This is a genomic window from Bradyrhizobium sp. UFLA06-06, from assembly GCF_054820065.1.
Genome location: NZ_JADFUD010000062.1, coordinates 1 through 24,513, shown reverse-complemented (window position 1 = coordinate 24,513; position 24,513 = coordinate 1). Strand labels below are relative to the sequence as shown.

Genomic DNA, 24,513 nt, shown 5'->3' with positions numbered 1-24,513 from the left:
GGCCTCGATCGCTAAAGATCAAGAAACACGAGCAAGGGAGAACGCAGGATGCATAGGCTGATCGTTGCCGCCGCGGCAGCGCTGACGGTGTTGGGAGGCGCGGCGTCCGCGCAGGAATCCATCAAGATCGGCTATATCGATCCGCTCTCCGGCGGCGGCGCCAGCGTTGGCGAAGGCGGCCTGAAGACGTTTCAGTATCTCGCCGACGAGTTGAACGCCAAGGGCGGCATCCTCGGCCACAAGGTCGAGATCGTCCCGCTCGACAACAAGACCAATCCGCAGGAAAGCCTGGTGCAGGCGCAGAAGGCGGTCGACGCCGGCGTCCACTACATCACCCAGGGCAACGGCTCGTCGGTCGGCGCGGCGCTGGAAGACTTCGTCACCAAGCACAATTCGCGCAACCCCGGCAAGGAAGTGCTCTACTTCAACTACGCCGCGGTCGATCCGGCGATGACCAACGAGAAGTGCAGCTACTGGCATTTCCGCTGGGATGCGAACTCGGACATCAAGATGGAAGCGCTGACCAACTACATGAAGGGCCAGCCGTCCATCAAGAAGGTCTATCTGATCAACATGGACTATTCGTTCGGCCAGTCGGTTCGCACCACGGCGCGCAAGATGCTGGGCGAAAAGCGGCCGGATATCCAGGTCGTCGGCGACGAACTGCACCCGATGCTCAAGGTCACCGACTTCTCGCCCTACATCGCCAAGATCAAGGCGTCCGGCGCCGACACCGTCGTAACCGGCAACTGGGGCCAGGACTTCGCGCTGCTGCTGAAGGCGGCGGCCGACGCCGGCCTCAAGGTCAACTGGTACACCTATTATGCCGGCGGCGCCGGTGGACCGACCGCGATCAAGCAGGCCGGCCTCGAAAGCCAGGTGTTCCAGATCAGCGAAGGCGTCCCGAACTCCGGCAACAAGGCGGCGATGGATTTCGAGAAGGACTTCCGCGCCAAGACCGGCATTTCCGTGTGGTATCCGCGCGCGGTCAACGAGATGCGGATGTTCAAGGCGGCCGCCGAGAAGGCCAATTCGATCGATCCGGTGAAGGTCGCGGCCGCGCTCGAAGGCATGAAGTTCGAAGTGTTCGACGGCGGCGAAGGCTTCATCCGCAAGGACGACCACCAGTTCTTCCAGCCGATCTACATCTCCTCGTTCGGCTCGCTGGCCGACAAGACCAAGGAGCCGTTCGACGAGGAAAACACCGGCTGGGGCTGGCGCATCGTGTCCAAGATCGACACCGCGCAGACGATGCTTCCGACCACCTGCAACATGAAGCGGCCCTGATCGGCCGTCTCAGTCATTCCGGGGCGATGCGTAGCATCGAACCCGGAATCTCGAGATTCCGGGTCTGGTGCTTGCGCACCATCCCGGAATGACAAGCAGTTCATTTCAGCGACAGGTCTTTGATCACGTGAACCGTTCCAGTCTCAAGCGAGTGCGCCGTGGCTGAGCTGATCGTCATCTCGACGCTCAACGGCGTCCTGTTCGGCATGCTGCTGTTCCTGTTGTCCAGCGGGCTCACCGTCATCTTCAGCATGATGGGCGTGCTGAACTTCGCGCATGCCAGCTTCTACATGCTCGGCGCGTTTTTCGGCTTTCAGCTCACCCGCTGGATCGGATTCTGGCCGGCCCTGGTGCTGGCGCCGCTGCTGGTCGGCGCGGTCGGCATGGCGGTCGAGCGCTACGGTCTGCGCAACACCCACAAGCACGGCCATGTCGCCGAACTGCTGCTGACCTTCGGACTTGCGTTCGCGATCGAAGAGATCGTCTCGATGATCTGGGGCAAGAGCCCGGTCGACTACCGCGTCCCGGCGGCGCTCGACTTCCCCGCCTTCACCGTGTTCTCGACCAACTACCCGGCCTACAAGATCTTCATGCTTGTCGTGTCGGTCGTGATCTTCATCGCGCTCCTGGTGACGCTGAAGAAGACGCGCGTCGGCCTGATCGTGCAGGCCGCGCTGACCCATCCGAGCATGGTCGGCCATCTCGGCCACAATGTCGGACGCGTGTTCATGCTGGTGTTCGGCGTCGGCAGCGCGCTCGCCGGCCTTGCCGGCGTCATCGCCGGTCCCTCGCTGGTGACACAGTCCGACATGGCCGCGCTGCTCGGCCCGATCCTGTTCGTCGTCATCGTGTTCGGCGGCCTCGGCTCGCTGCCCGGCGCCTTCATCGCTTCGCTGTTGATCGGCTTGATCCAGACCTTCGCGGTCGCGCTGAACGGGTCGCTCGCCAGCGTGTTCGGCCCGCTCGATCCGAGCCTCGGCCCCTCGCCGCTCACCGACATCTGGAACGTCACGATCGCGCAGATCGCGCCGATCCTGCCCTATGTGCTGCTGGTGCTGGTCCTGATCTTCCGCCCCATGGGCCTGTTGGGGACGCGCGAGTCATGACCAACGCTTCCACGCCCTCCATCGCTGCGGCCAAGCAGGAGCCCGGCAGCGCCCTGAGCTTCTATGCCGTCTGGCTGCTCGCAGCCATCGCGCTGGTCGTGCTGCCGCTGGTGTTCGGCGCCGGCGGCTCGCTGACCTCGTTCTGCCTGATCGGCATCGCGATCATCTTCGCGCTGTCCTACAACATCCTGCTCGGCCAGACCGGGCTGCTGTCGTTCGGGCACGCGGTGCAGTACGGCCTCGGCGGCTTCCTCGCCGTGCATGTCATGAATGCGGTCGCGAGCCACAACTGGCCGATCCCGCTGCCGGTGATCCCGCTGGTCGGCGGCATCGGCGGCATGGCATTCGCCCTCCTCGTCGGCTGGGTGATGACCAAGCGCGCCGGCACCGTGTTCGCGATGATCTCGCTCGGCATCGGCGAACTGGTCGCCTCGTCGTCGCTGATCCTGCGCAGCGTGTTCGGCGGCGAGTCCGGCATCACCACCGACCGCACCTCGCTGATGCCGATGTTCGGCTGGACCTTCGGGCCGCAGACCCAGGTCTACTACCTGATCGCGTTCTGGGTGATGGTCTCGGCGATCGCGATGTACGCGCTGACCCGCACGCCGCTCGGGCGGATCTGCAACGCGGTGCGCGACAATCCGGAGCGCGTCGAGTTCATCGGCTACGATCCGCATGTGGTGCGCTATCTCGCCTACATGTTCGCAGGCTTCTTTGCCGGCATCGCCGGCGGGCTGGCCGCGATCAATTTCGAGATCGCCAACTCGGCCTATCTCGGCGCGACGCAATCGGGCCTCGTGCTGTTCTCCGCGTTCATCGGCGGCACCGCCTATTTCTTCGGTCCGATCCTCGGCGCCATCCTGGTGACCTATCTGCAGCTCGGGCTGACCAGCGTCACCTCGGTCTGGCAGCTCTATTTCGGCATCATCTTCATCGGCATCGTGATGTTCGCGCCCGGCGGCATCGCCGGCATCCTGATGAAGCACCGTCCGCTGATCCGCGCCGGAACGCTTGGTTCCGTGATCCCGTCCTACCTGGTCGCGGCGATCCCGACGCTGGCGCTGGCGCTCGGTATCATCCTGACCATCGAGACCGTCGCGCGCTTCTCGGGCGGCGACGCGATCAACCTGCTCGGCATCCCGTTCATCGCCACGGCGCCGACGACCTGGGTCGCTGCGGCAGTCCTGCTCGTCGGCGGCTTCCTGGTCGCGCGCATCACCTGGCGGCGCGTTGCGGAAGCCTGGGATCGCGCCGCGACGGTGGCCCGTGACCGGGGGTATCTCGCATGACCGCAGCCATCCAAGTCAACGCCGTCGAGAAGAGCTTCGGCAATGTCGCCATCATCCGCGACCTCAATCTGAGCGTCGCCAAGGGCGAGCGTCACGCCATCATTGGCCCCAACGGCGCCGGCAAGTCGACGACGTTCAACCTGATCAGCGGCCACATCAAGCCGACCTCGGGCGAGATCCGCCTCAACGGCGAGGTGACCTCGGGCTTGCGGCCGTTCGAGATCAACCGGCGCGGGCTGTCGCGCTCGTTCCAGGTCACCAACGTGTTCGCCCGCATGACGGTGTGGGAGAACGTCCGCTGCGCCGTGCTGTGGGCGACCGGCCACCGCTACGCGTTCTGGAAGAACGTCGACAATCTGCCCGAGGTGAAGCAACGCACCGCGCAGATCCTCGACGACATCCATCTCAGCCATCGCCGCGACGTGCCGGCGGGACTCTTGACCTATGCCGAGCAGCGCGAGCTCGAGATCGGCATCACGATCGCGGGCGGCGCCAGCGTGATCATGCTGGACGAGCCGACCGCGGGCATGAGCCACGCCGAGACCGAGCGGGCCGTCGCGCTGATCCGCCGCCTCACCGAAGGGCGCACGCTCGTCATCGTCGAGCACGACATGAGCGTGGTGTTCGGCCTCGCCGACCGCATCTCGGTCTTGGTCTACGGCCACATCATCGCCTCCGGCACGCCCGAGGAGATCCGCGGCAATCCGAAGGTCAAGGAAGCCTATCTCGGCGAGGAGGTCGACTGATGCTCGAGGTCAGGAATCTTCACGCCTATTACGGCAAGAGCCACATCCTGCAAGGCGTCGATCTCGACATCGCGGCCGGCGAGGTCGTCAGCCTGCTCGGGCGCAACGGCGTCGGCCGCTCCACCACCGTCAAGGCGATCATGGGCGAGGTGCCGCCGCAGGGCACCATCCGCTTCAAGGGCCAGGACATCGCGGGCCTGCCGAGCCACAAGATCGCCCGCCTCGGGCTCGGCTACGTGCCGGAGCATCGCGACATCTTCCCCGGACTGACCGTTCGCCAGAACCTGATCCTCGGCATCAAGGACCCGCGCCGCCCCGGCAAGTGGCGGCTGCAGGAGATGCTCGACATGTTCCCGAACCTCGCCGCGCGCGCCGACACGCCGGCGGGCGTGCTGTCGGGCGGCGAGAAGCAGATGCTGACCACCTGCCGCACGCTGCTCGGCGACCCCGAACTGATGATGATCGACGAGCCGACCGAAGGCCTGGCGCCGCTGATCGTGCAGCAGGTCGGCGAATTGATCGCGCGGATCGCCAAGGCCGGCGTCGCGATTCTCCTCGTCGAGCAGAAGCTGTCGATCGCGATGAAGATATCGAACCGCGTCTACATCATGGGCCACGGCCGCGTCGTGTTCGAAGGCACCCCCGACCAGCTCAAGAGCAATGCGGCCGTTCGCGAGGAATGGCTCGAGGTGTAGCCGGGCACCGGCCGCGCCAGAGGCCTCTTTCTCGACCAGAGCACTGCATCGGCCTACTGACCTTTCGGCTCGTCGAAATACTGCCCGAGCAGCCGGTAGGCCCAGAAGGCTTCGTCGTTTCCCGCACTCCTGCGCAATTGCTCCGGTGTGAAGCCGGTGTGGCGGCGCATTTGTCGGATCATGTGCGCCTGATCGGCAAATCCGGACGCGGCTGCGAGGCCGGCCCAGTTCACCTCGCCGTCCTGGATTGCCTCGTGCAATTTGGCATAGAGCTGCTCGGTATGGCCGAGGCCCTGCAGGTCCCTCTGACTGGCGCCGGTCCATGACCTAACCCGCCGTGCGATTTGCCGCGCACTGCGCCCAAGGTCGGTCAGCGCGGCCCTGACCACGAGGCTTCTGCTCCAGTCCTTGGTCCATCGCATCGGCCCGGCTCCGGCGGGGCGCGCGCTTGCCCACATGACCGCGATCTTGTCCTTGAGAACCGCGAGCGCTGTTTCGGCTCCATCGCACTGAACGGCACCGAGGAAGTCGCGGCAAAGCGCCAGCATCGGCGGTGGCAGCACCTGCTCCGCTGGCACCGTGCGCCCGGTGAATGTACTCAAGTCGAGCCCGGTCATCGCAGAAAACGCGTCAGGATAGAATGCGATCGTAATTGCAAAGGTCTCGCCGGGGTTCCAGGTGACGACCGGCCCGAGCTGCGTCCCGGAGAAAGCAAGTGTGGGCATCACTGCTCCGGTCCAGGGACGCACCATCTGGTCTGGCTGATCGATCCGATGCCAGTCACCGGCGAGCACCCACGTCACGGAGCAGAGCGGCGCCGCCGGGAAGAAATTGAACCGTTGGGCCTGATCGAGCGCGACGCCCCGCGTATCCCGAATGATCGTACAGAAGACGCAACCCGCAATCGACGGACCCGGCCACACGATCTGAGAGCTGGTCGTCGCAGTCACTGCAGCGCTTCCCGGGAGGCCTGGCATCGTTCGAGCGTGTCCGAACCGTTCAATACAGGAACAGTCGACGTCTGGCACGTTGAAAGCAATCGCGAATTGTCGAACGACCCGCCTCCATGGAGAGCAGGCTCAGATGGAATTGGCCGGCAATGATACGTCCTTGCTCGAAATCAGCAATGAGCTTGCGGACAAGGGATTTTTCGTCACCTCCGTCGACGACATGATCACGTGGGCCCGCACGGGGTCGGTCTATTGGGTGACGTTCGGACTTGCCTGCTGTGCGGTCGAGATGATGCAGGTCATGATGCCGCGCTACGACCTGGAGCGGTTCGGGTGCTTCCCGCGGGCGTCGCCCCGGCAGAGCGACCTGATGATCGTCGCCGGCACGCTAACCAACAAGATGGCGCTCGCGCTGCGCAAGATCTACGATCAGATGCCGGAGCCGCGCTATGTGATCTCGATGGGATCGTGCGCCAACGGTGGCGGCTATTATCATTATTCATACTCGGCGGTGCGCGGCTGCGACCGCATCGTGCCGGTCGATATCTACGTACCCGGCTGCCCGCCGACGGCGGAAGCGCTGCTCTACGGCGTGATGCTGTTGCAGAAAAAGATTCGACGGACCGGCACCATCGAGCGCTAAATGACTGTTGCCGGACCTGCACCGCAAGCACTGCATTGGGCGGACGGCCGGCGCCGGCGCAACGACGATTGGATTCGGAGTTCGCATGAACGTTGTTGAATGCGATGTACCATCCGGAGGCTTGCTCAGCCGCGAGGCTGTCGAGCAGGCCTATTTCCGTGACTCCTACCGGACGCCGCTCAGCCGCATCGAGCTTGGCATCATCGATATCTTCTTCGGCATTTTCGCCCATCATCCATTGTGGATGAAGCTGCTCCTGATCGCGCGCAACAAGGTCGCCTCCCTTGCAGGCCTGGATACACCGACCGCGTCCGAAATCTTCCATGTCGAGGTGAAGGACCGCTACGCCGTCGGCGACACGATCGGCGTCTGGCCGATCTTCGCGCTGGGCGAGAATGAGATCGTCGCCGGCCGCAACAACAAGCACCTGGATTTCAGACTGTCGGTCCTCAAGGTGCCCGACGGCGACGGAGCCAGCGTGATCGTCTCAACCATCTGCACGGTCCATCATTGGTCCGGCAAGGTGTATCTTTTCTTCGTCGTTCCGTTCCACAAATATGGCGTCCGCAAGCTGATGGCAAACGCGCTGATGGCTGGGAGGTTGTGACGTGCCTCTGACCCGGATGAGAGTCTGACCCGGATGAGACAATGGCTGCCGTGAACCGGCCCTACCTGAGCGATATTCATCCGGGCGACTGGGTAGATCGCCGATTGCCGACCGCGTGGCGGCCATTCACACGACTGGCAAGGCTGGATCGCCCCGTCGGAATATGGCTGACGCTGTTTCCCTGCTGGGCCGCATTGAACCAGGCGTCGCACGGTTTCCCCGATCTGCGCCAGCTCGCGATCTTCTCCCTTGGCGCCTTGCTGATGCGAAGCGCCGGTGCCACCGCCAACGACATTGCCGATCGCAAGTTTGACGGCCACGTCGAGCGGACGCGCCTTCGCCCCCTGGCAAGCGGTCAAATCGGCACACGACACGCCTTTGTCTTTCTGGCCGTTCAGCTTGCGCTTGCGGCGTGCCTCCTGTTCTTTCTGACCCCCGACGCGCGCCTGGTCGCGATTTGCGTTCTGCCGCTCGTGTTCATCTATCCGTTTTGCAAGCGCGTCACCCATTGGCCGCAGGCCGTGCTGGGTGCGGCGTTCAATTGGGGAATGCTGATGGCGTGGGCCGAGATCGCAGGACACATCCCGGCAGGAGCCGTGCTGATGTGGATCGGGGCCATCACGTGGCAGATCGGTTACGATACCGTCTATGCCTATGTCGACGTGAAGGACGATACCCGCCTCGGTCTGAAATCGACGGCAATTCTGTTCGGCCGGCACGGCAAGGCCTGCATCGGCCTGTTCTACGGCCTGACCGTCCTGGCCTGGTCGATCGGGGGCTGGTTGCTGGGCATGTCGATGCCTTACGCCCTTGGAATGCTGGTCATCGCCGCGCATCTTGCCTGGCAGACCTGGCAGCTGGACCTTGCCCGACCCGAGGTGAGTTTCCGGCTGTTCCTCTCGAATGTTCTGACCGGAGCACTTCTGGCCTGCGCGGCATTCTGCGGAACATGAAGGGCGACGAGCCGACCGAAGGCCTGGCGCCGCTGATCGTGCAGCAGGTCGGCGAATTGATCGCGCGGATCGCCAAGGCCGGCGTCGCCATCCTCCTGGTCGAGCAGAAGCTGTCGATTGCGATGAAGATCTCGAACCGGGTCTACATCATGGGCCACGGCCGCGTCGTGTTCGAAGGCACCCCCGACCAGCTCAAGAGCAGTGCGGCCGTTCGCGAGGAATGGCTCGAGGTGTGAGGCGGGTGACGGCGGATCGACGAAGCAATCGAGCGTCCGCGTAGCAGCGCCATCAGTCAGTTCGCGAACACGATCCAGACCAGCGCGACCAAGAGACTGTGGAAACAAATGATCGAAGCCAGGAATAGCCAGTCGTCTCTGGTCATCGGGCCGAAGGCCTCGGCCGAAGCGCGGCGACAGCGACGCGCGAGCTGGGAAAGGAGGTTCGACCGCATGGAACTGCCCTAGCGGAGGACGATCCGCCAGGTCTTGCTAGTCTGTGCCAGCTACTTGATACCTCGTGTCAGCCGATCACCGATCGCCATTCGAACTGCGATAGGCCCTCGGCGTCAGGCCGGTCCAGCGGACGAACGCATGTGTGAAGGAAGAGACCTCGCTGTAGCCCAACAGCCATGCGATTTTGGAAATCGGCAGTTCCTCATCTTCGAGGTAATGGCGGGCAAGTGCGGTTCGAAACGCCTCGAGAACGTCTGAAAAGCCCACCCCCTCCGACGACAATGCTCGAGCGAGAGTTCTCCGGCTCATGCCAAGACGACGCGCGACCGCCTCGGCATTGGCTTTGCCGTGCGGAAGCAATTGGGCGATGTGTCCTTCGACGCGAGACCGCACGCTGCTTCGTCGTGATGCCCGGTTACGAAGCGCTTCGTCGGCATATTGAAGCAACATCCTGTTGAGATGCAAATCCGCACCCACGACAGGCAATGCGCCGATCCGGGACGGAAACAAGAGCTCGTCCCTGTCCGCTGCAAATTCGATCTCGCATCCGAGAAGAGATCGCACATCCAACGGCGTTTCTCGTCTGGCGTGCCTCAGCTTGATTTGCTTCGGGACCAGCCTGCCGTCAGTCAGTGCGCGGCAAATACGGATCAGCGTAACCAGCCAGAATTCCGCATGGTGACGATCCGACGACCGATCGATGTTGACATATTCGAACCCGATGGCGAAGCCGCGATCCAGAGAGCTCCGCAACCGCACACCCTCGTTGTTAATCGCGCAGTAGCGTCCGCCGATTCGCAAGGCGTCAACGAGATGCTCCGATGAAGCCATGACGTAGTACAGAAGCCCGATCTCGCCCAGCTTGAAGCCTTGAGCCAGATGGAGTCCGAAGCAGTCGTCCTGCAATTCCCTTGCGGCAAGTTCGAGCAGCCTGACCTGCGCTCGCGCATCGATCCGGCGCTTGCGGTCCTCGACGTCGTCGATTGCCAGGCCTGCAGCTGACACGATCGGGGCCGGATCAACCTGCGCGTCCCGCAGCCGGGCACACGCGAGACGCGCGATCCCCCCGGCAGAGCTCGGTATCGACGGCAAGGCGCTTGCAAGGCGTGTGGCGGTTTTCATTCGGCACCGAACTGTGTTCGTGGCTCAGCGTCGGGAGCTTCCGGAATCGTATTTTGACCTATGTCAAACGAGCTCATGGGTTCGGGGCATCCGGTCTGACACCATCTCGCAATTTAAAGACCCAGGATCACAAGACGCAACGGACACAAATCATCTAGCCGATTGCTTCGCGGCCACTCCATTTCTGCCTCGAAACGACGGCAGTCGGCTTCCAATGGGCCCGCGCAGGGGCGAACTCGTCATGGGCTTGGTCAAGCATGCAAACTCGCTGGGACAGGCGATTGACGCCGAAGCGAACAGCGATATGAGCTAGGTCGTGGTTGGAGAAACACCTGCCCAGCATAGCGGCATTCATCGTTCAATTCATTACATGATCATTGAAGGCGAGGCCGCCGGCACCTGGCGTTACTCGTTCTCCATCGGCGATCGCAACTTCGCGGGAACGGTTCAGGCGGTCCTGGGATTGCTGGCGGCACGCCGCGTAAGGATGAAGATCGATCGAATGTTAAGGCAAAGCGCGTCAACCGATCATCAAAGCCGGCAGCGGCCGGAGAAAGAGGCCGAGACGCCCGCTCCGCCCGTCCCACCGACCGATCCCAAGGACTAGTGCGGCTGTGCAGCCGCGCTAGCCCGGCCGGATCAGCGCCACGACATCGCCCGCGCGCAGCGTCTGGCCGGGCTTCACCGGCACCGACGCGATGCGGCCTGCCGCGGGCGAGAGCACCGAAATCTCCATCTTCATCGACTCGATGATCGCGAGAGTGTCGCCGGCTGCGACCTCGGCGCCCTCCTCGACCAGGATCTTCCAGATGTTGCCGGGCACTTCCGAGAAGGCCCCTAGCTGACCATCGGGAATACCGGTCGCGGCGACGCTCGCATCGACCGATTCCGCCGGCGCCTCGTCGAGCTTCATCTCGCGCCAGCGCTGCCGCTCGGCGTCGAACGCGGCCTGCTGCGTTGCCTTGAACGCGGCGATCGACGGCCGCGCCTCGGCCAGTGACTTCGCGTAGTCCGCGTAGGAGAATTCGCCCTCTTCGATCCTGATGTCGTACTGCCCGTGCGGGAATGCGGCGCGTGCGTCCAGGAGCTCGTCGGCGTCGACCGGGAAGAAGCGGATCTTGTCGAAGAACCGCAGCAGCCAGGGATGGCCTGATGCAAACACCCGCGTGGTGCGCCAGGTGTTCCAGACCTGGATGGTGCGGCCGAACAACTGGTAGCCGCCCGGCCCCTCCATGCCGTAGATGCACATATAGGCGCCGCCGATCCCGACCGCGTTCTCCGGCGTCCAGGTCCGCGCCGGATTGTACTTCGTGGTCACCAGCCGATGCCGCGGATCGAGCGGGGTTGCCACCGGCGCGCCGAGATAGACGTCGCCGAGGCCGAGCACGAAGTAATCGGCGTCGAACACGATACGACGGACATCGTCCTCGCTCGCAAGGCCGTTGATGCGCCGGATGAACTCGACATTCGACGGACACCAGGGCGCGTCCGCGCGCACCAGCTCCTGATATTTGCGCATCGCAAGCTCGGCCTCCGGATCGCGCCACGACAGCGGCAGATGCACGGTGCGGCTCGGCACCCGCATCGCATCGACCGGCGGCAATTCGCGCTCGATCCGCTTGAGCACGTCGAGCAATTTTCCGCGCGACAACGCTGTGCCGTCATAATGGATCTGCAGCGAGCGGATGCCGGGCGTCAGATCGATCAGGCCGCCGAGCTTCGCCTCCTCCAGCGCCTGCGCCAGCACATGCACGCGCAGCCGCAGCGCGATGTCGAGCTCCATCGGGCCATATTCGACCAGGAGATTGTCGTCGCCGGCGCGGCGATAGACCACCGGGATCGGGCCGTCATCATTGCGACCGACGATCGCCGATCCAAGTTCGGGCGCGCGCAGCACCGTGGGGCCGGCAACCGGATCGTCGCGTTTGACCGGCACGAAGCGGACGGTGTCGCCGGGCCGGAGCTGGCCGACCTTCCAGAGCTCGTCGCGCGCGACGACGGCCGGACAGACGAAGCCGCCGAGGCTCGGTCCGTCGGGGCCGAGGATGATCGGCATGTCGCCGGTGAAGTCGATCGAGCCGACGGCGTAGGCGTTGTCGTGGATGTTCGACGGATGCAGCCCGGCTTCGCCGCCATCGGCGCGCGCCCAGCGCGGCTTCGGCCCGATCAGCCGCACGCCGGTGCGCGCGCTGTTGAAGTGCACCTCATAGTTCGCCGCGAACAGCGTCTCGATATCCTCGTCGAGGAAGAAGTCCGGCGCGCCGTGCGGGCCATAGACGACGCCGATCTGCCATGCCGATGTGAGCTGCGGCCGCTCGTCCTTCGTCGCGCGCCGCGGCGCGGCAAGGCCCGGCGGCTCGGCGCCGATATGCAAGACGTCGCCGGCCTTCAGCGAGCCCGTCGCATGGCCGCCGAAGGCGCCGAGCGCAAACACCGCCCGCGACCCGAGAATCTGGGGCACGTCGATGCCGCCGCGCACGGCGAGATAGCTGCGCTGGCCCGGCCCCTTGATGCTGCCGATCGCGAGCGTCTGGCCGGCGCGCACGGCGAGCGGCTCGTCATACGCGACATCGGCACCGTCGAGCGACGCCTTCATCCGCGCGCCCGAGAGCGCGACGATCGCGTCGGTGTTGAAGCGCAAGGTCGGTCCGTTGACCGTCAGCTCCAGCGCCGTCGTTACTTCCGGATTGCCGACCACGCGATTGGCGAGGCGAAACGACCGTTCGTCCATCGGGCCGCTCGGCGGCACACCGACATGCCAGAGATGCAGCCGGCCGGGCAGTTCCTGCACCCCGCTCTGCGCCCCCGGCGCGACGACGTCGATGGTGCGCGGGCGATAGGCGAAGGCGCCGAGCACACTCGTTGCCACCTGGCCGCCGCGGAACACGTCGGAGGCTGCAATGGCACGCAGATAGTCCAGATTGGTCTCGATGCCGGCGACGACCGTATCGTCCAGCGCCTGCGAAAGCCGCGCGATCGCGGCCTCGCGCGTCTCGGCTGAAACGATGATCTTGGCCAGCATCGGATCGTAGAACGGCGACACCTCGGTGCCGGTCTCGATCCAGCCGTCGATCCGCGCATCCGGCGAAAAGCTGACCTGCGTCAGGCGGCCCGCGCTCGGGCGAAAGCCCGCGCCCGGATTCTCGGCATAGAGCCGCACCTCGATCGCAGCGCCCTTTGGCGCGAGCGCGCCCGCCTGGCCGAACACGTCCTCGCCTGCCGCCTGCCGGATCATCCATTCGACGAGGTCGACGCCGGTGACCTGCTCGGTGACGGGATGCTCGACTTGGAGACGGGTGTTCACCTCGAGGAAGTAGAAATCCTCACGCTCGACGTCGTAGATGAACTCCACCGTGCCGGCGGACTCGTACGACACGGCCTTGCCGAGCGACACCGCGGCCGCATGCAGCCGCCGGCGGATGTCGGCCGACAGTCCCGGCGCAGGCGTCTCCTCAAAGACCTTCTGGTTGCGCCGCTGCAGCGAGCAATCGCGTTCGCCGAGCGCGACCACGTCGCCCTTGCCGTTGCCGAAGATCTGCACCTCGATATGGCGGGCCCGGGCGACGAACCGTTCGAGATAGACCCGGGCATCGCCGAAGCTTGCCCGCGCGGTGCGTTGCACCGATTCGAAACGCTCGCGCAGCGTCGCCATGTCGTGGCACAGCTGCATCCCGATGCCGCCACCGCCCGCCGTGCTCTTCAGCATCACCGGGAAGCCGATCGCTTCGGCCTGCTGCACCGCCTCGTCGATGGTCTCCAGCAGCCCGGAGCCCGGCAACAATGGCACGCCGCTGCGCTCGGCGATCTCCCGCGCCTTGTGCTTGAGACCGAAGGCGTCGAGATGCTCCGGCCGCGGCCCGATGAATTTGATGCCGTGCCCGGCGAGCCGCTCGGCAAAGCGGCGGTTCTCCGACAGGAAGCCGTAGCCGGGATGCACCGCCTGCGCACCGGTCGCGAGGCACGCCGCCATGATCGCATCGACATTGAGGTAGCTCTCCGCGGCGGGCGCCGGACCGATCCGCACCGCCTCGTCGGCGTCGAGCACCGGCCGGGTGAAGCGGTCGGCGTCGGAATAGACCGCGACCGAGCCGATGCCCATGCGGCGCAATGTTCTGCCGATCCGCCCGGCGATCTCGCCGCGGTTGGCAATCAGGACCTTGCTGAACATGCCTCACGCCTCCGGCTCGACGATCGTCGCATCGAAGATCGTGACCTGGACCGGCGTCGGGAAGAATCCGTTGCAGGGATTGTTGATCTGCGGACAGTTCGAGATCAGGCACAGCACGTCCATCTCGGCGACCAGCTCGATGGCGTCGCCGGGCCTGGAGACGCCGTCGACCACGGTGAAATTGCCGGCGGGATCGATCGGTACGTTCATGAAGAAGTTGAGATTCGGCACGATGTCGCGCTTCGACATGCCGTATTTCGCGGCTTCGATCACGAAATTCTCGCGGCAGGCGTGCTGATAGCGGGTCTGGTGCCCGAACCGCACGGTGTTGCTCTCGCAGGAGCAGGCGCCCGCCGAGGTGTCGTGCAGACCGCAACTATCCGCCGTCACGCGCAGCATCACGCGGCCTTCGTTGGACATGATCCTGGTGCCGAGCCCGACATAGGCCGAGCCCTGCGCGCGCAGCGTATCCTGCCCGCTGTAGCGCTCGCCGAAATCACCGGCGCAATAGAACAGCGTGTCAACCGCCTGCTGGCCATGGCTATCGGTGATCCGCAGCGTCTGCCCTTTGCGGATGATCGCCGACCACGGCTTGCGCGCGGGAATTTCGACATCGAGAACGATGCGACCGCCGGTGCGAACAGATTGCGCGGTCATCGCACGGCTCCTTCCAGGGTCTCGCCGAGATACAGCGCGTTGTTCTCGTAGGCGCGGACCGCTTCCGCGGTGGCGGTCCGGCACAGATCGTCGGCCGCCGGCGCGGCCGCGCGATAGCGCACGATCTCCACGCCCGCCTGCGGATAGGCTTTCGCGGGATCGAGCGGATGCGGGCAGTTCGACAGCGCGATCAGAAGCTCCATCTCCGCGCGCAGATCGACGAAATCGCCCTGTTGCCGCCGCTGCTCCGACCAGACAAACTTGCCGTCGGCGTCGATCGCGACCGGTGCGAAGAAGCTGACGCAGGGATGCACGTCGCGGCGATCAAGGCCAAGCTTGGCTGCGGCGAGAATGAAATTGTCGCGCGTGTTGCGGAAATTCCCGTCGCCGTATTTGGCCAGGTTGGTCGCCGCGGTCGAGCCGCCGACCACAGCATCATGCGCGGCGCTGCTGTCCTCGATGATGCCGAGCAGCGCGCGCCCCATGTCGGACAGCAGCACCCGTCCCTTCTGCAGCCGCGCCGCCCACTGCACCTTGATGGTGTCGGCGTGGTTGAGCCGCTCGGTGGTGTCGGCGCCGTTCCAGGCGAGCAGGCTGACGGTCGACGTCCCCGACGTATTGACGATGCGCAGGGTGTCGCCACGATTCAGCCGCGTGGTCCAGTACCAGCCGGACGGGATCGTCTCACGGTGAATGACCGTGTCGGCATCGATCGGCGCGGCGTCGCGCGCGGTCGGCGCCGGCAGTGCCCGCGGCGCGTGCTCCTGCCCCGCCGCCTTCAGCTCGTTATACCGCCGGGTATGCGCCGCGATCTCGGCCTTTTGTTCCTCTGACAGGATCATGGTTGCTCCTTCAAGACGAGAGCGCCGGGCCGTCCCGGCTGATGCTCCTTGCCTGACCGGGTCGTCCCGGTCGGAGCTGGTTGAACTGACGACCGCAACTCCGCGCTGCGGCGCGGGAATATCTCGAGGTCGCGCGACACGGTGGCGCCGTAGCGGTCGCGCTCCTCAGGCCGGTTGCGCTGCCGCTCCAGCGCGATCACGCGCGTCGCGAGCCCGAAGGCCTCGCTGAGGTCATGCGTCACCATCACGACGGTGAGATGGGTCTCGTTCCAGAGCCGCTTCATCAGGAGGTGAATGTCGGCACGAATACCCGGATCGAGCGCACCGAACGGCTCGTCGAGCAGCAGGATCTTCGGGCCGCGCATGATCGCCTGCGCCAGCGCGAGCCGCTGCTGCATGCCGCCCGACAAGGCGGACGGATATTTACTCTCCTGGCCGGCGAGCCCGACCTCGGCGAGCAGCTTCATCGCTTCGTCGGTGGCAGCGCGGCGCGCGGCGCCGAACAGCCGGCCGGTGAATTTGGCGTCGCGCAGTTCGCGGCCGAGCATGACGTTCTGCAGCACTGTGAGATGCGGAAACACCGAGTAGCGCTGGAACACCACGCCGCGGTCGGCGTCCGGCTCGCCGGGCAACGGCTTGCCGTCGACCAGGATCTGCCCGCGGGACGGCTGCTCCTCGCCGAGCAGCATGCGGAGCAGCGTGGTCTTGCCGCAGCCGGACGGGCCGACCAGCGCGATGAAGGCGCGCGGCTCGACCTCCATCGTGATGCGCTCGAGCACGATGTGGTCGCCATATTCCTTCCACACGTCGTCGAAACGGATCGCGCTCATTCCGCCCTCACCGAGGCAAACCACGGAAACAGTTTCCGCTGCGTGACGCGCAGGCCGACATCGATCAGGAACGCCAGCAGCGTGATCCAGGCGACGTAGGGGATGATGACGTCCATCGCGAGATAGCGGCGGACCAGGAAGATCCGGTAGCCGAGCCCGGAATCGGATGCGATCGCCTCGGCCGCGATCAGGAACAGCCACGCCGGCCCGAGCTGCAGGCGCAACACGTCGATCAGCCGCGGCAGGGTTTGCGGCATCGCGACGCGAAGCGCGATCTGCCAGGTCGAGGCGCCGAGCGTCTGTGCCTTGACGATCTGCTCGCGCGGCAGCTCCTGCACCTTCATGGCGAGGTCGCGGATCATGCAGGGCAGCGTTCCGATCACGATCAGCGCGATCTTGGAATTCTCCCCGAGCCCCATCACGATGAACAGGATCGGCAACAGCGCCAGCGGCGGCACCATCGAGGTGACCGACACGAACGGCCCGAGCAGGGCATTGGCGCCCGGCAACAGTCCGATCACGATGCCGAGCACCAGCGCCGCCACCGTCGAGATCGCCAGCGCCGAGCCCAGCCGCCCCAGGCTGGCGACGGTGTCGGAGGCCATCAGATAGCCACCGGTGCGCGGATCGACCTCGAACGCCATCTGCTTGACGGCCTGCACCATGCTGGGCAGCGCCGGCAGCAGCTTGTCGTTGGGGTTTTGCGCGAGCCGCGCGCTGGAGCCGGCGAAGTAGGCGATTGCGACCAACAGGAACGGCAGCGCGAGCAGATAGAACCGCGTCTGCCGTCCCGGCCGTATGTTCACGAGTCGCATGGTCGGCTCCTGCCTGATGCGGCACTACATAGTCACAGCTTGCCCTTGGCGGCTTCGTCCATGTAGGTCGGGTCGAAGCGCAGCTTGACGTTCGCCTTGTCGCCGAGCACCGACTTGTCGGCGAGCTCGATGCCGACCGCGTCGGCCGACTTCGCACCCTTGCCAAGCAGGTCCTTCTCGAACAGGAACTTGCGCACGCGATCCATGGTCACGCCGACCGTCTGGCTGCGCGTGAAGGCTTCGGCATCGGTCGCCTTGTCGAACAATTTTGTGGTCGAGAGCTGGCTGTCGAAGCCGGCAAGGTCGGTGCCGGAGGCCTTGGCCATCGCTTCCTTGGCGGCCTTCGCGGCAGGATCGTCCGCCGTCATTTTCGACAGCGTCTCGTACCAGATGCCGACCAGCGCCTTGGCGAAATCCGGATTGTCCTTGGCGACCGCGGTGTTCACCACCATCAGGTCCATGATCTCGCCGGGGATCTGCGAGGAATCGAACACCTTCTTCGCATCGGGCGAGCCGAGGATTTCCGTCACGATCGGATTCCAGGTCACCACCGCGCTGACGTCAGGCGTCTTGTAGGCCGCCGCGATATCGGCGTCGGAGGTGTTGACGACCTTGACGTCCTTCTCGCTCAGCTTGCTGGTCTCGAGCGCGCGCGCCAGCAGATAATGGGACACCGAGAACTCGACCAGATTGACGGTCTGCCCCTTGATGTCAGCGAGACCGGACTTGTTCTTGAGGATCACGGCATCATTGCCGTTGGAGAAATCGCCCATCACGACCGCTGTCGTGTCGACGCCGCCGGCTGCCGGAATCGAAAGCGCGTCCATGTTGGTGATGGTGACGGCGTCATAGCCGCCGGCGGTGTACTGGTTGATCGATTCGACGTAGTCGTTGAACTGCTTGACCTCGATCGCGATGCCGTATTTGTCGGCCCATTTCTTGACGATGCCGGTGTCGGCCGCATAGCCCCACGGCATCCATCCGACATAGATCGACCAGGCGACCTTGAAGCTTTTCTTCGGCGCGGCGTCGGCCGCAGGCGCAGCCGCCAGCGCGACCGCGCAGCCGATGACAACAGAGCGAAAGAAGAAAACGAATTTGTTCATTGCCGATCCCTCTTGCGAAATTTCACAAAAAGGGACTGGCGAAAAGACCATCGCTCCGCCAATCCCTTGGCTGACGAGGTCTCCCGGGCTTTTATCCCGCCGTGCACCTGCGGGGATGTCTCCCCCGCAAGCGGCTGCTCTCGGACCAGCATCTTGCTTCGCAAGATCGGAACCCTAGCGGCCAACTCGACGCCATTGATGCACGAGGCGTGCCAGCCGAGCGGCAATTGAATCTCATGAGATTTTTTCGCACGCACTGCGCCGCAGCGACGATGCCTTGCTCAAAGATTGCGCAGACCTGCTCAGAATTGGTTCTGTCCTTTCACCACCGGCGTCAGCAGGATCACACGATGGCTGATGTCGAGGGGAGTTCGATGCGCAAGCTTCTGAGCATTCTGTGCGCCGGCCTCTGGCGCGGGCTGCACGGCCGGTTCGGCCTGGTGCCGAAGTCCGACGTGAAAGGCTGATCGCAAGATCGCAAAAAAGGAGCCCCGCTCTGCAGCGGGGCTCCTGTCCAAGGATTCTATTTCGGATCCTATTTCCGATCGGAATTTTGCGCCGGCGTCTGCGGGCTTTGGCCTGAGCCTGACGACGGCGGATTGTTGTTCTGGTTGGGCTGGCTGGGCTGCGCATCCCGGCCGGCATTTGGCTGGTTGCCGCTGCCCTGACCGACGGTCGACTGGTCCTGCGGTGCAGCCTCGCCCGTCGTATTCTGCTGCGGTGCCTGCTGCTGAGCGGACGGCTGATTTCCGCTCTGGCCGGTTGTCGACTGGTTCTGCGGCGAGTTCGCCTGACCCGTGGTCTGCCCGGTCGTATTCTGCTGGGCAGGCTGCTGAGCGCCGGTCTGGCCGGTCGACTGGTTCTGCGGCGCGTTGTTGGTCTGACCGGTCGTCTGTCCAGTCGTGTTCTGCTGGGTGGGGCTCTGGCCGACCGTCGACGACGCGCCCGCGCCCTGACCGATCCGATCCGACAGGCCAAGTGCGGTCACCGTGCGCGTGTCGACGCTGCCGCTGGTCGTGATGCCCTCTCGACGCTGGAAGGTGATCAGCGCCTCGCGGGTCCGCGATCCCAATACGCCGTCAGCCTCGCCGACCAGCAGGCCGCGGTCGATCAGCACCTGCTGCACCTCGCGGATCTGCTGCGGGTTCAGGTCCATCATCGCAACGCTACCGCCACCACCACCGCCGCGATGGCTGAAGCGCGTCCGCGGTCCGACCGGGACGACGTCGACGACACGGCGCTCGCGATCGAGGAATACGACCTCATCCTCGACGACGAAGAAGCTGTCGTCGCGATAATACGGGAACGCATCGATCAGCGCCGGGAAGGCGGCGACCGACACCACGTTGAACCTCCGCGGCACCACCACGCCCGGATTGACCGCGAAGTTGATCGTGCCGACATTGACGCGCGGGGCGTTACGCGCCGACAGCACCGAGCGCTGGATCGTGCTCTGCTGTTGCGCGGTCACAGTGCGCCCCGCCTCGGTCTGGACCGTGGCGTTCGACTGGGCCTGGGTCTGAGCGGTTGTCCCGGTTTGTCCCTGAGCCTGACCGGTGGTCTGTCCGGAGTTCATCCGGTTTTGCGTCGTGCCGGACTGCGGAGCGGCCGCGCCCGTGGTCTGGCCGGCTCGCGTATTCGGGGCTGCCGTTGTGCCCTGGCCGATGGTCGTATTCGTGCCCTTTGCTTGGCCCGTGGTCGTGCCCTGGCCGGTCGTCGTGTCCGCCTTGCCTTGAGTCTTGCCTTGAGCCTTGTCCTGAGCCGTCCCCTGGCCGGTCGTGGTGCCCTGGCTGCGGTTCGCGCTGTTGGCGCGATTCTCCTGCTGCTGCTGGCTTTGCCGCGTCGTGGCGCTGCCGCGTTCGCGGGATTCAGATCGTCCCATCTGCTCGCGCTGGTTTCGGCTCTGGCCGACGGTCTGCTCTTGCTTGCTCTGGTCTTGCTTGCTCTGGCTGCGCTGACCCTGCTCGGCGCGGCCGCTCTCGCGGGCCTGGCCGGTGGTCTGGCTGCGCTCGGCCGCACCGCGGCCCATCTGACCTTCGGCCCGACCGCTCTCTCGTGCGCCTTGGCTTTCTCGTGCGCCGCCCTGGCCGCGGCCGACCGTCATGCCTTCACTTCGCGACGCCCCGGGACTGCCATGCATTGCGCCGCCGGAACTGCCGCTCGACGGGCCTGCGGATCGGCCGTGTTCACCACCGCCACCGCCTGCGCCGACGCTTCCGCCGCCACCCACGCTGCCACCGCCGCCCTCGCGCATGCCTTGCGCCGAAGCGAGACTGACGCCGGCCAACAGCACGGCCGTCGTCAGCAGAAACCTGCTCTTCATGATCTTGCTCTGCATTACCGATTCCTCCTGGAGTTTGGCGGCTACCCGGATTGCGAAGCCGGCGCCAATGGCCGGCACGCTCCGCACCGCGGCCGCATTCCAACAAAGCCGGCGAGGACGCGGCACAGCCGTGCGCGCTTTTCGCCGGTGAACTGTGAGAAAACGGCGTCGCCGCCCGCACCGTTCCTAGATGCCGGCGCGACGCGACATTTCGCACCAAGGGAACTGCCGCGCGATCATCCCTTCAGGAACCGATGGCCGCGCTTTCCCGTTTTGAAATGAAGGGTGGGTTCGCCGTCACGTCGATGTTCAGCGAGCTCGCGCGGATTATCATCCGCTGCGACCGGCGGAAGATCGGAACAGGTTCCGTTCGGCTTTGAACATTTGCTTCGCCGTCAACGGCAGCACCGCTGTGCCCATCTCGCCAGCGAGGCTTGTTGCAGGCCCGGGTTCGTTGCAGGCGCCGCCATTCGCAACCAATGCCACTCTGCCCCGTTGACCGGCTGGGCAATCATCATCGAGGAGGATCCCATGAGGAAGACAGGCCTTGTTCTTGCAACCGTCGGTGCGCTTGGGGTGAGCGCCATCGCAGCCCCGGCGCCCGCCGAAGCACGGTGGGGACACGGCGGGTGGGGGTGGGGTCCCGCGCTCGCAGGCGGATTGATTGCCGGCGCAGTCGTCGGCGGCCTCGCCTCGTCAGCTTACGGCTATCCGGGCTATGCCTATGGTTACGGCTATCCCGGCTACGGTTACGGCTATTCGCCCGCCTATTACGGCGGCGGCTATGCCTATGATGACGGCTATTACGCTGCGCCGTATCGTTGGGGCGGCGGCTACACCACGACATATTATAGCGGATACCGGCCGGCCTATTACGGCTACCGCTATCGTCACGTGGTGCGCCCGGCATACGCCTATTATCGCGGCGGCTACCCGCGCTGGCATCATCGCTGGCGTCATTGGTGAGATCGGCCGGACCGACGCGGCGCGGCCAGCCAGGCTGACCGGCGACGGCATGGGTCGACCGGGTTGAGCGGCAGCGCTACCCGGCGACCCGCAGCGCGGTCACCGCGACGCAGGCATTGCCCAGCGGAATCAGAACCACCTGTGCGCCGTTCGGCAGCGCCATCGTCGCGAGATCACCGAGCGCGCCGGTCTGTCCGTTGAGCTTGGCGAGCTCGGCGGCAACCGTCGAGCAATTCTCCGTCCGCGGCGTCACCCGCACCAGATTGCCTTCGCAGGACGATCCAACCGGCGCGGCAAACACGATGCCGGCGGCCTGCTGATTGGCGGCGGGGGTGGCCTGGCTGGGCTGGCTGGGTGCGAGCGCGACCAGCGACTGCACCGAATGCGAATTGCCGGCCTTGGCGTCCCACTGCGACTGCGCGGTGTAATTGGAGTTCATCGCGAGGCCGCGGCCGAGCGTCCCGAACAGATTGGCGCAGGTCACGATGTTGCCCTGCCGCGCGTGCTCGTCGAACACCGTCGGTTGCTGGCCCGCCTGCTGCGGCGAAACGGATGCCGCGGCAGACGGCAGCGTCGGCGTTTCCTGCGGGCGCTGTTTGTGCGGCTGCGGCTTTGCGGCGGCGGCGGGCTTCTTGGCCGGCGCGGGCGTCGCCGGCTGCAGCGGCATCGGCTGCGACTGCGCCGGCTGCATCTGCTGGGCATAGCCCACGACGCCGGCTGCACTGAGCGCCGCCACGACGACCGCCGTGAAAATCAGGATGGGGGTCTTCAGTCGCATCGACGTATTCATCCTCTCGTCCCGCACTTCGATGCGTCGCTCCGGATTCCGGATCCGCATGCAGCTTGTCGTCTCATTTCAGTTTCGCCAGCACGCCTGACAGTCCGTCCAGCGGCGCCTCCAGCGCGATCGGCCCTTGCGGCAGCTGATAGGACACGCGGCACGGCGTCGCCGCGCGGATGTGTCGCCTCAGCACATTGCCGATCGCGACCGTGGCGAAGCAGAAACTGCCATCGCAGCGGTCGGTCTGCGCGACGATGCGGTCCGGACTGTCGCCCATCGCGAGCTCGATCTGCGCGCCGACCCCGGCGGCGGCGGGAATCCGCATCGCCATCAGCGGTTTGCCGTCGGCTGTCGCGATCAGCGACCAGTTGAAGGCGACCGCGCCCTGCGCGTTGACGATCGATTGCGTGACGTTGCAGACGCGGCGCTTCGATTTGAGACTCTCGTCGCAAATCAGGGTCCAGTTCTTGAACGGCTGGATCATCCGCCTGAACTCGCCGAGCGTCTCGCCCTCCGGCACCACGACGTCCGACGGCTTCACGGCGTAGGCGGCAGGCGGTGCGCCCTGCGCGGCCGCGTTCGCCGCCGCCCCGAGCCAGATCGCCAAAGCCAGACACGCCAGCCGCCTCGTCGCCGTCAGGGTCAATTGAGCGTCAGGCTCACGCCGGCGCTGACGCCCCAGTCGCCGCCGGCGGTGGTTGCCGCGGCGTTGGTGCGCAGCTTGCCGTTCTCGCTGGTGTAGCCGATGCCGAAGGCGAGCGCGCCCTGGCTGCGCCAGACGCCGCCGCCCGCCGAGGCGCTCACCTTGCCGGGCCGGTCGTCATAGCGCAGCGATGCGGCGGCCATGCCGATCGCGGCCGCCCGCCAGGCGTCCTGCCGTACCTCGCCGATCTGGCCGTTGAGCTGCTGGAACGCGCTGTTGAGCTGATTGACGTTGACCGCATCGGTGCCGAGGACGCCGGGCGCCACGTTGCTGATGGTCACTGGCGCGCCGTTGCCGCTGTTCAGCGTCAGCTTGTTGGTGGTGTTGCCGGAACCGTCGGAGTCATAGCGGATCGAGCTCGACGCAACCGCCTGGAGCTGGCTGACATTGACCGCATCGGTCGCCGCCGAGCCCGCGGCAACGTTGGTGACGCGGCGTTCGGCGCCGGACGCGCCGACCGACACTTCGCCGGTCGCAACGCCGGCGACGGTCTTGCCGACGACCGGCGTATAGGCCGCATCGCTCAGATTGGCCGTGGTGGTCGCGTTGGCGCCAAGCGCCAGCGAGTTGGCCGCCGTCGCCTTGGCGCCGGCGCCGATCGCGACCGAGTTGTCGGCCGACGCGGCCGAGCCGTTGCCCATCGAGATCGCATTGCTACCGCTCGCGACCGACTGCGGCCCGATCGCGACGCTCTCCGCGCCGGTCGCGATGGAATCCGCCGCGGTCGAATTGGCGTGGAAATATTTCACGCCGCCACCGCCGGTCGAGATGTTGCTCACCGTGGTGTAGAGAGCGGCAAGCGAGGTGTTGGTGGCCCAGAGCTGCGAGCCGTTGATCGCGTCGGTCGAGGTCTGGGTGATCTGGCCCGCGGCCACGTTGGTGATGGTGCGCTCCGCACCGGCGCTGCCGACACTGACGGTCGAGGTCGGCGTCGTGCCGGCGAAGTTGTAGGTGGTGCCGCCGATCGATGTGCTCGAAGTCGCGACCACCGCCTGTGTGGTCGAATTGGCGCCGAGCGCAACGTCGCCGGCCTGCGCCGTCGCCTTGGCGTTCGGACCGAGCGCAACGCTGGTCGGGTTGGTGGTCTGGGATCCGGCGCCGATCGACACCGACTGGACGCCGCTCGCCTGGGCATTGGTGCCGAACGCGATCGAATCGGCGAAGTTGGACACCGAATTCTGGCCGATCGCGATGCCGCCGGGCGCGGTCTGCGCCACGGTTGCGCCAAAGCCCATGCCGATGCCGTTGTCACCGTTGACCACGGTCGCGGGGCCCACCGCGACCGAGTTGTTGCCGACCGCGAGCGAGTCGGCGAGCGTCGAGTTGGCGTGGAAGTATTTCGTCGTCGTGGTCGCGAACGACGTCAGTGCGCCGGTCAGCTGCCGCACGGTGACGGCGTCGCTGTCTTGGGTGCCGTCGGCCACATTGGTGATCTGCCGGTAGCTCGTCGCGTTGCCGACCGACACCGCGCC

General features: G+C 65.5%; 23 protein-coding genes, 1 pseudogene and 1 riboswitch. Of the genes and pseudogenes, 12 read left to right on the top strand and 12 right to left on the bottom strand.

Annotated features, from left to right (window positions below; translation table 11 throughout):
- Positions 1-48: 48 nt before the first annotated feature.
- From IF803_RS34400 to IF803_RS34380, 5 genes are all read left to right on the top strand, one after another.
- A complete protein-coding gene (locus IF803_RS34400) occupies positions 49-1,287 on the top strand; it encodes a branched-chain amino acid ABC transporter substrate-binding protein (protein ID WP_461195225.1) in 1,239 nt (412 codons plus the stop codon).
- A 158-nt stretch (positions 1,288-1,445) separates the two neighbouring features.
- A complete protein-coding gene (locus IF803_RS34395; RefSeq protein ID WP_137476931.1) occupies positions 1,446-2,393 on the top strand; it encodes a branched-chain amino acid ABC transporter permease in 948 nt (315 codons plus the stop codon).
- Positions 2,390-3,682, top strand: coding sequence for a branched-chain amino acid ABC transporter permease (locus tag IF803_RS34390; RefSeq protein ID WP_461195223.1), 1,293 nt, complete (start codon positions 2,390-2,392; stop codon positions 3,680-3,682). The genes IF803_RS34395 and IF803_RS34390 overlap by 4 nt, the downstream gene beginning before the upstream one ends.
- A complete protein-coding gene (locus IF803_RS34385) occupies positions 3,679-4,428 on the top strand; it encodes an ABC transporter ATP-binding protein (RefSeq protein WP_028332917.1) in 750 nt (249 codons plus the stop codon). Before IF803_RS34390 ends, IF803_RS34385 begins: the two co-directional genes overlap by 4 nt.
- Positions 4,428-5,123 (top strand): ABC transporter ATP-binding protein, encoded by a 696-nt coding sequence (locus tag IF803_RS34380; RefSeq protein WP_016847028.1) that lies wholly within the window; start codon positions 4,428-4,430, stop codon positions 5,121-5,123. The genes IF803_RS34385 and IF803_RS34380 overlap by 1 nt, the downstream gene beginning before the upstream one ends.
- Before the next feature lie 53 nt (positions 5,124-5,176).
- Here the strand turns inward: IF803_RS34380 and IF803_RS34375 are convergent, their stop codons facing one another.
- Complete coding sequence (locus IF803_RS34375; RefSeq protein WP_461195221.1) at positions 5,177-5,848, bottom strand: helix-turn-helix domain-containing protein; 672 nt, start codon at positions 5,846-5,848, stop codon at positions 5,177-5,179.
- Between the two features lie 358 nt (positions 5,849-6,206).
- Here IF803_RS34375 and IF803_RS34370 point away from each other — a divergent pair, with 358 nt between their 5' ends.
- From IF803_RS34370 to IF803_RS34355, 4 genes and pseudogenes are all read left to right on the top strand, one after another.
- A complete protein-coding gene (locus tag IF803_RS34370; RefSeq protein WP_461195219.1) occupies positions 6,207-6,716 on the top strand; it encodes a NuoB/complex I 20 kDa subunit family protein in 510 nt (169 codons plus the stop codon).
- A gap of 85 nt (positions 6,717-6,801) precedes the next feature.
- Positions 6,802-7,323 carry a DUF2867 domain-containing protein gene (locus tag IF803_RS34365; RefSeq protein ID WP_461195217.1) on the top strand — a complete coding sequence of 174 codons (522 nt, stop codon included), beginning with the start codon at positions 6,802-6,804 and terminating at the stop codon, positions 7,321-7,323.
- 41 nt (positions 7,324-7,364) lie between these two features.
- Positions 7,365-8,276, top strand: a complete 912-nt coding sequence (ubiA, locus tag IF803_RS34360) for a 4-hydroxybenzoate octaprenyltransferase (RefSeq protein WP_461195215.1) — start codon at positions 7,365-7,367, stop codon at positions 8,274-8,276.
- Positions 8,277-8,281: 5 nt separating this feature from the next.
- Positions 8,282-8,512, top strand: a pseudogene (locus IF803_RS34355) (ABC transporter ATP-binding protein); the annotation flags it as partial.
- Positions 8,513-8,803: 291 nt separating this feature from the next.
- Here the strand turns inward: IF803_RS34355 and IF803_RS34350 are convergent.
- Entirely contained in the window at positions 8,804-9,850 is a 1,047-nt protein-coding gene (locus tag IF803_RS34350; protein WP_461195213.1) for an AraC family transcriptional regulator, read from the bottom strand.
- A 316-nt stretch (positions 9,851-10,166) separates the two neighbouring features.
- On the opposite strand from IF803_RS34350, the gene IF803_RS34345 reads away from it, so the two are divergent.
- The gene (locus IF803_RS34345) at positions 10,167-10,457 is read left to right on the top strand and encodes a hypothetical protein (RefSeq protein WP_155258540.1); all 291 of its coding nucleotides are present in this window, start codon (positions 10,167-10,169) and stop codon (positions 10,455-10,457) included.
- 18 nt (positions 10,458-10,475) lie between these two features.
- Here IF803_RS34345 and uca read toward each other — a convergent pair whose 3' ends face one another.
- From uca to IF803_RS34310, 7 genes are all read right to left on the bottom strand, one after another.
- Complete coding sequence (gene uca, locus IF803_RS34340; protein ID WP_461195211.1) at positions 10,476-14,018, bottom strand: urea carboxylase; 3,543 nt, start codon at positions 14,016-14,018, stop codon at positions 10,476-10,478.
- 3 nt (positions 14,019-14,021) lie between these two features.
- Positions 14,022-14,675, bottom strand: a complete 654-nt coding sequence (locus IF803_RS34335; protein ID WP_461195209.1) for an urea amidolyase associated protein UAAP2 — start codon at positions 14,673-14,675, stop codon at positions 14,022-14,024.
- On the bottom strand, positions 14,672-15,517 hold the full coding sequence (locus IF803_RS34330) for an urea amidolyase associated protein UAAP1 (protein WP_028341325.1): 846 nt from the start codon (positions 15,515-15,517) through the stop codon (positions 14,672-14,674). The genes IF803_RS34335 and IF803_RS34330 overlap by 4 nt, the downstream gene beginning before the upstream one ends.
- Positions 15,514-16,347 (bottom strand): ABC transporter ATP-binding protein, encoded by an 834-nt coding sequence (locus tag IF803_RS34325; RefSeq protein WP_028341326.1) that lies wholly within the window; start codon positions 16,345-16,347, stop codon positions 15,514-15,516. Before IF803_RS34325 ends, IF803_RS34330 begins: the two co-directional genes overlap by 4 nt.
- The gene (locus tag IF803_RS34320) at positions 16,344-17,162 is read right to left on the bottom strand and encodes an ABC transporter permease (RefSeq protein ID WP_411784273.1); all 819 of its coding nucleotides are present in this window, start codon (positions 17,160-17,162) and stop codon (positions 16,344-16,346) included. The genes IF803_RS34325 and IF803_RS34320 overlap by 4 nt, the downstream gene beginning before the upstream one ends.
- Positions 17,163-17,194: 32 nt before the next feature.
- Positions 17,195-18,268, bottom strand: a complete 1,074-nt coding sequence (locus tag IF803_RS34315; RefSeq protein ID WP_461195206.1) for a putative urea ABC transporter substrate-binding protein — start codon at positions 18,266-18,268, stop codon at positions 17,195-17,197.
- 78 nt (positions 18,269-18,346) lie between these two features.
- A riboswitch (guanidine-I (ykkC/yxkD leader) is annotated at positions 18,347-18,457 on the bottom strand.
- 346 nt (positions 18,458-18,803) lie between these two features.
- Complete coding sequence (locus IF803_RS34310) at positions 18,804-20,606, bottom strand: peptidoglycan-binding domain-containing protein (RefSeq protein ID WP_461195205.1); 1,803 nt, start codon at positions 20,604-20,606, stop codon at positions 18,804-18,806.
- Positions 20,607-20,845: 239 nt separating this feature from the next.
- Between IF803_RS34310 and IF803_RS34305 the strand changes: the two genes are divergently transcribed.
- Positions 20,846-20,971, top strand: a complete 126-nt coding sequence (locus tag IF803_RS34305) for a hypothetical protein (RefSeq protein WP_461195203.1) — start codon at positions 20,846-20,848, stop codon at positions 20,969-20,971.
- A 151-nt stretch (positions 20,972-21,122) separates the two neighbouring features.
- A complete protein-coding gene (locus IF803_RS34300) occupies positions 21,123-21,557 on the top strand; it encodes a hypothetical protein (RefSeq protein WP_304557487.1) in 435 nt (144 codons plus the stop codon).
- A gap of 76 nt (positions 21,558-21,633) precedes the next feature.
- Here IF803_RS34300 and IF803_RS34295 read toward each other — a convergent pair whose 3' ends face one another.
- From IF803_RS34295 to IF803_RS34285, 3 genes are all read right to left on the bottom strand, one after another.
- Positions 21,634-22,335, bottom strand: coding sequence for a hypothetical protein (locus tag IF803_RS34295; RefSeq protein WP_461195201.1), 702 nt, complete (start codon positions 22,333-22,335; stop codon positions 21,634-21,636).
- Between the two features lie 73 nt (positions 22,336-22,408).
- Entirely contained in the window at positions 22,409-22,984 is a 576-nt protein-coding gene (locus IF803_RS34290; protein WP_461195199.1) for an invasion associated locus B family protein, read from the bottom strand.
- Positions 22,981-24,513 (bottom strand): YadA-like family protein (locus IF803_RS34285; protein ID WP_461195197.1); only part of this gene is annotated, 1,533 nt, incomplete at its 5' end. The genes IF803_RS34285 and IF803_RS34290, both read right to left, overlap by 4 nt.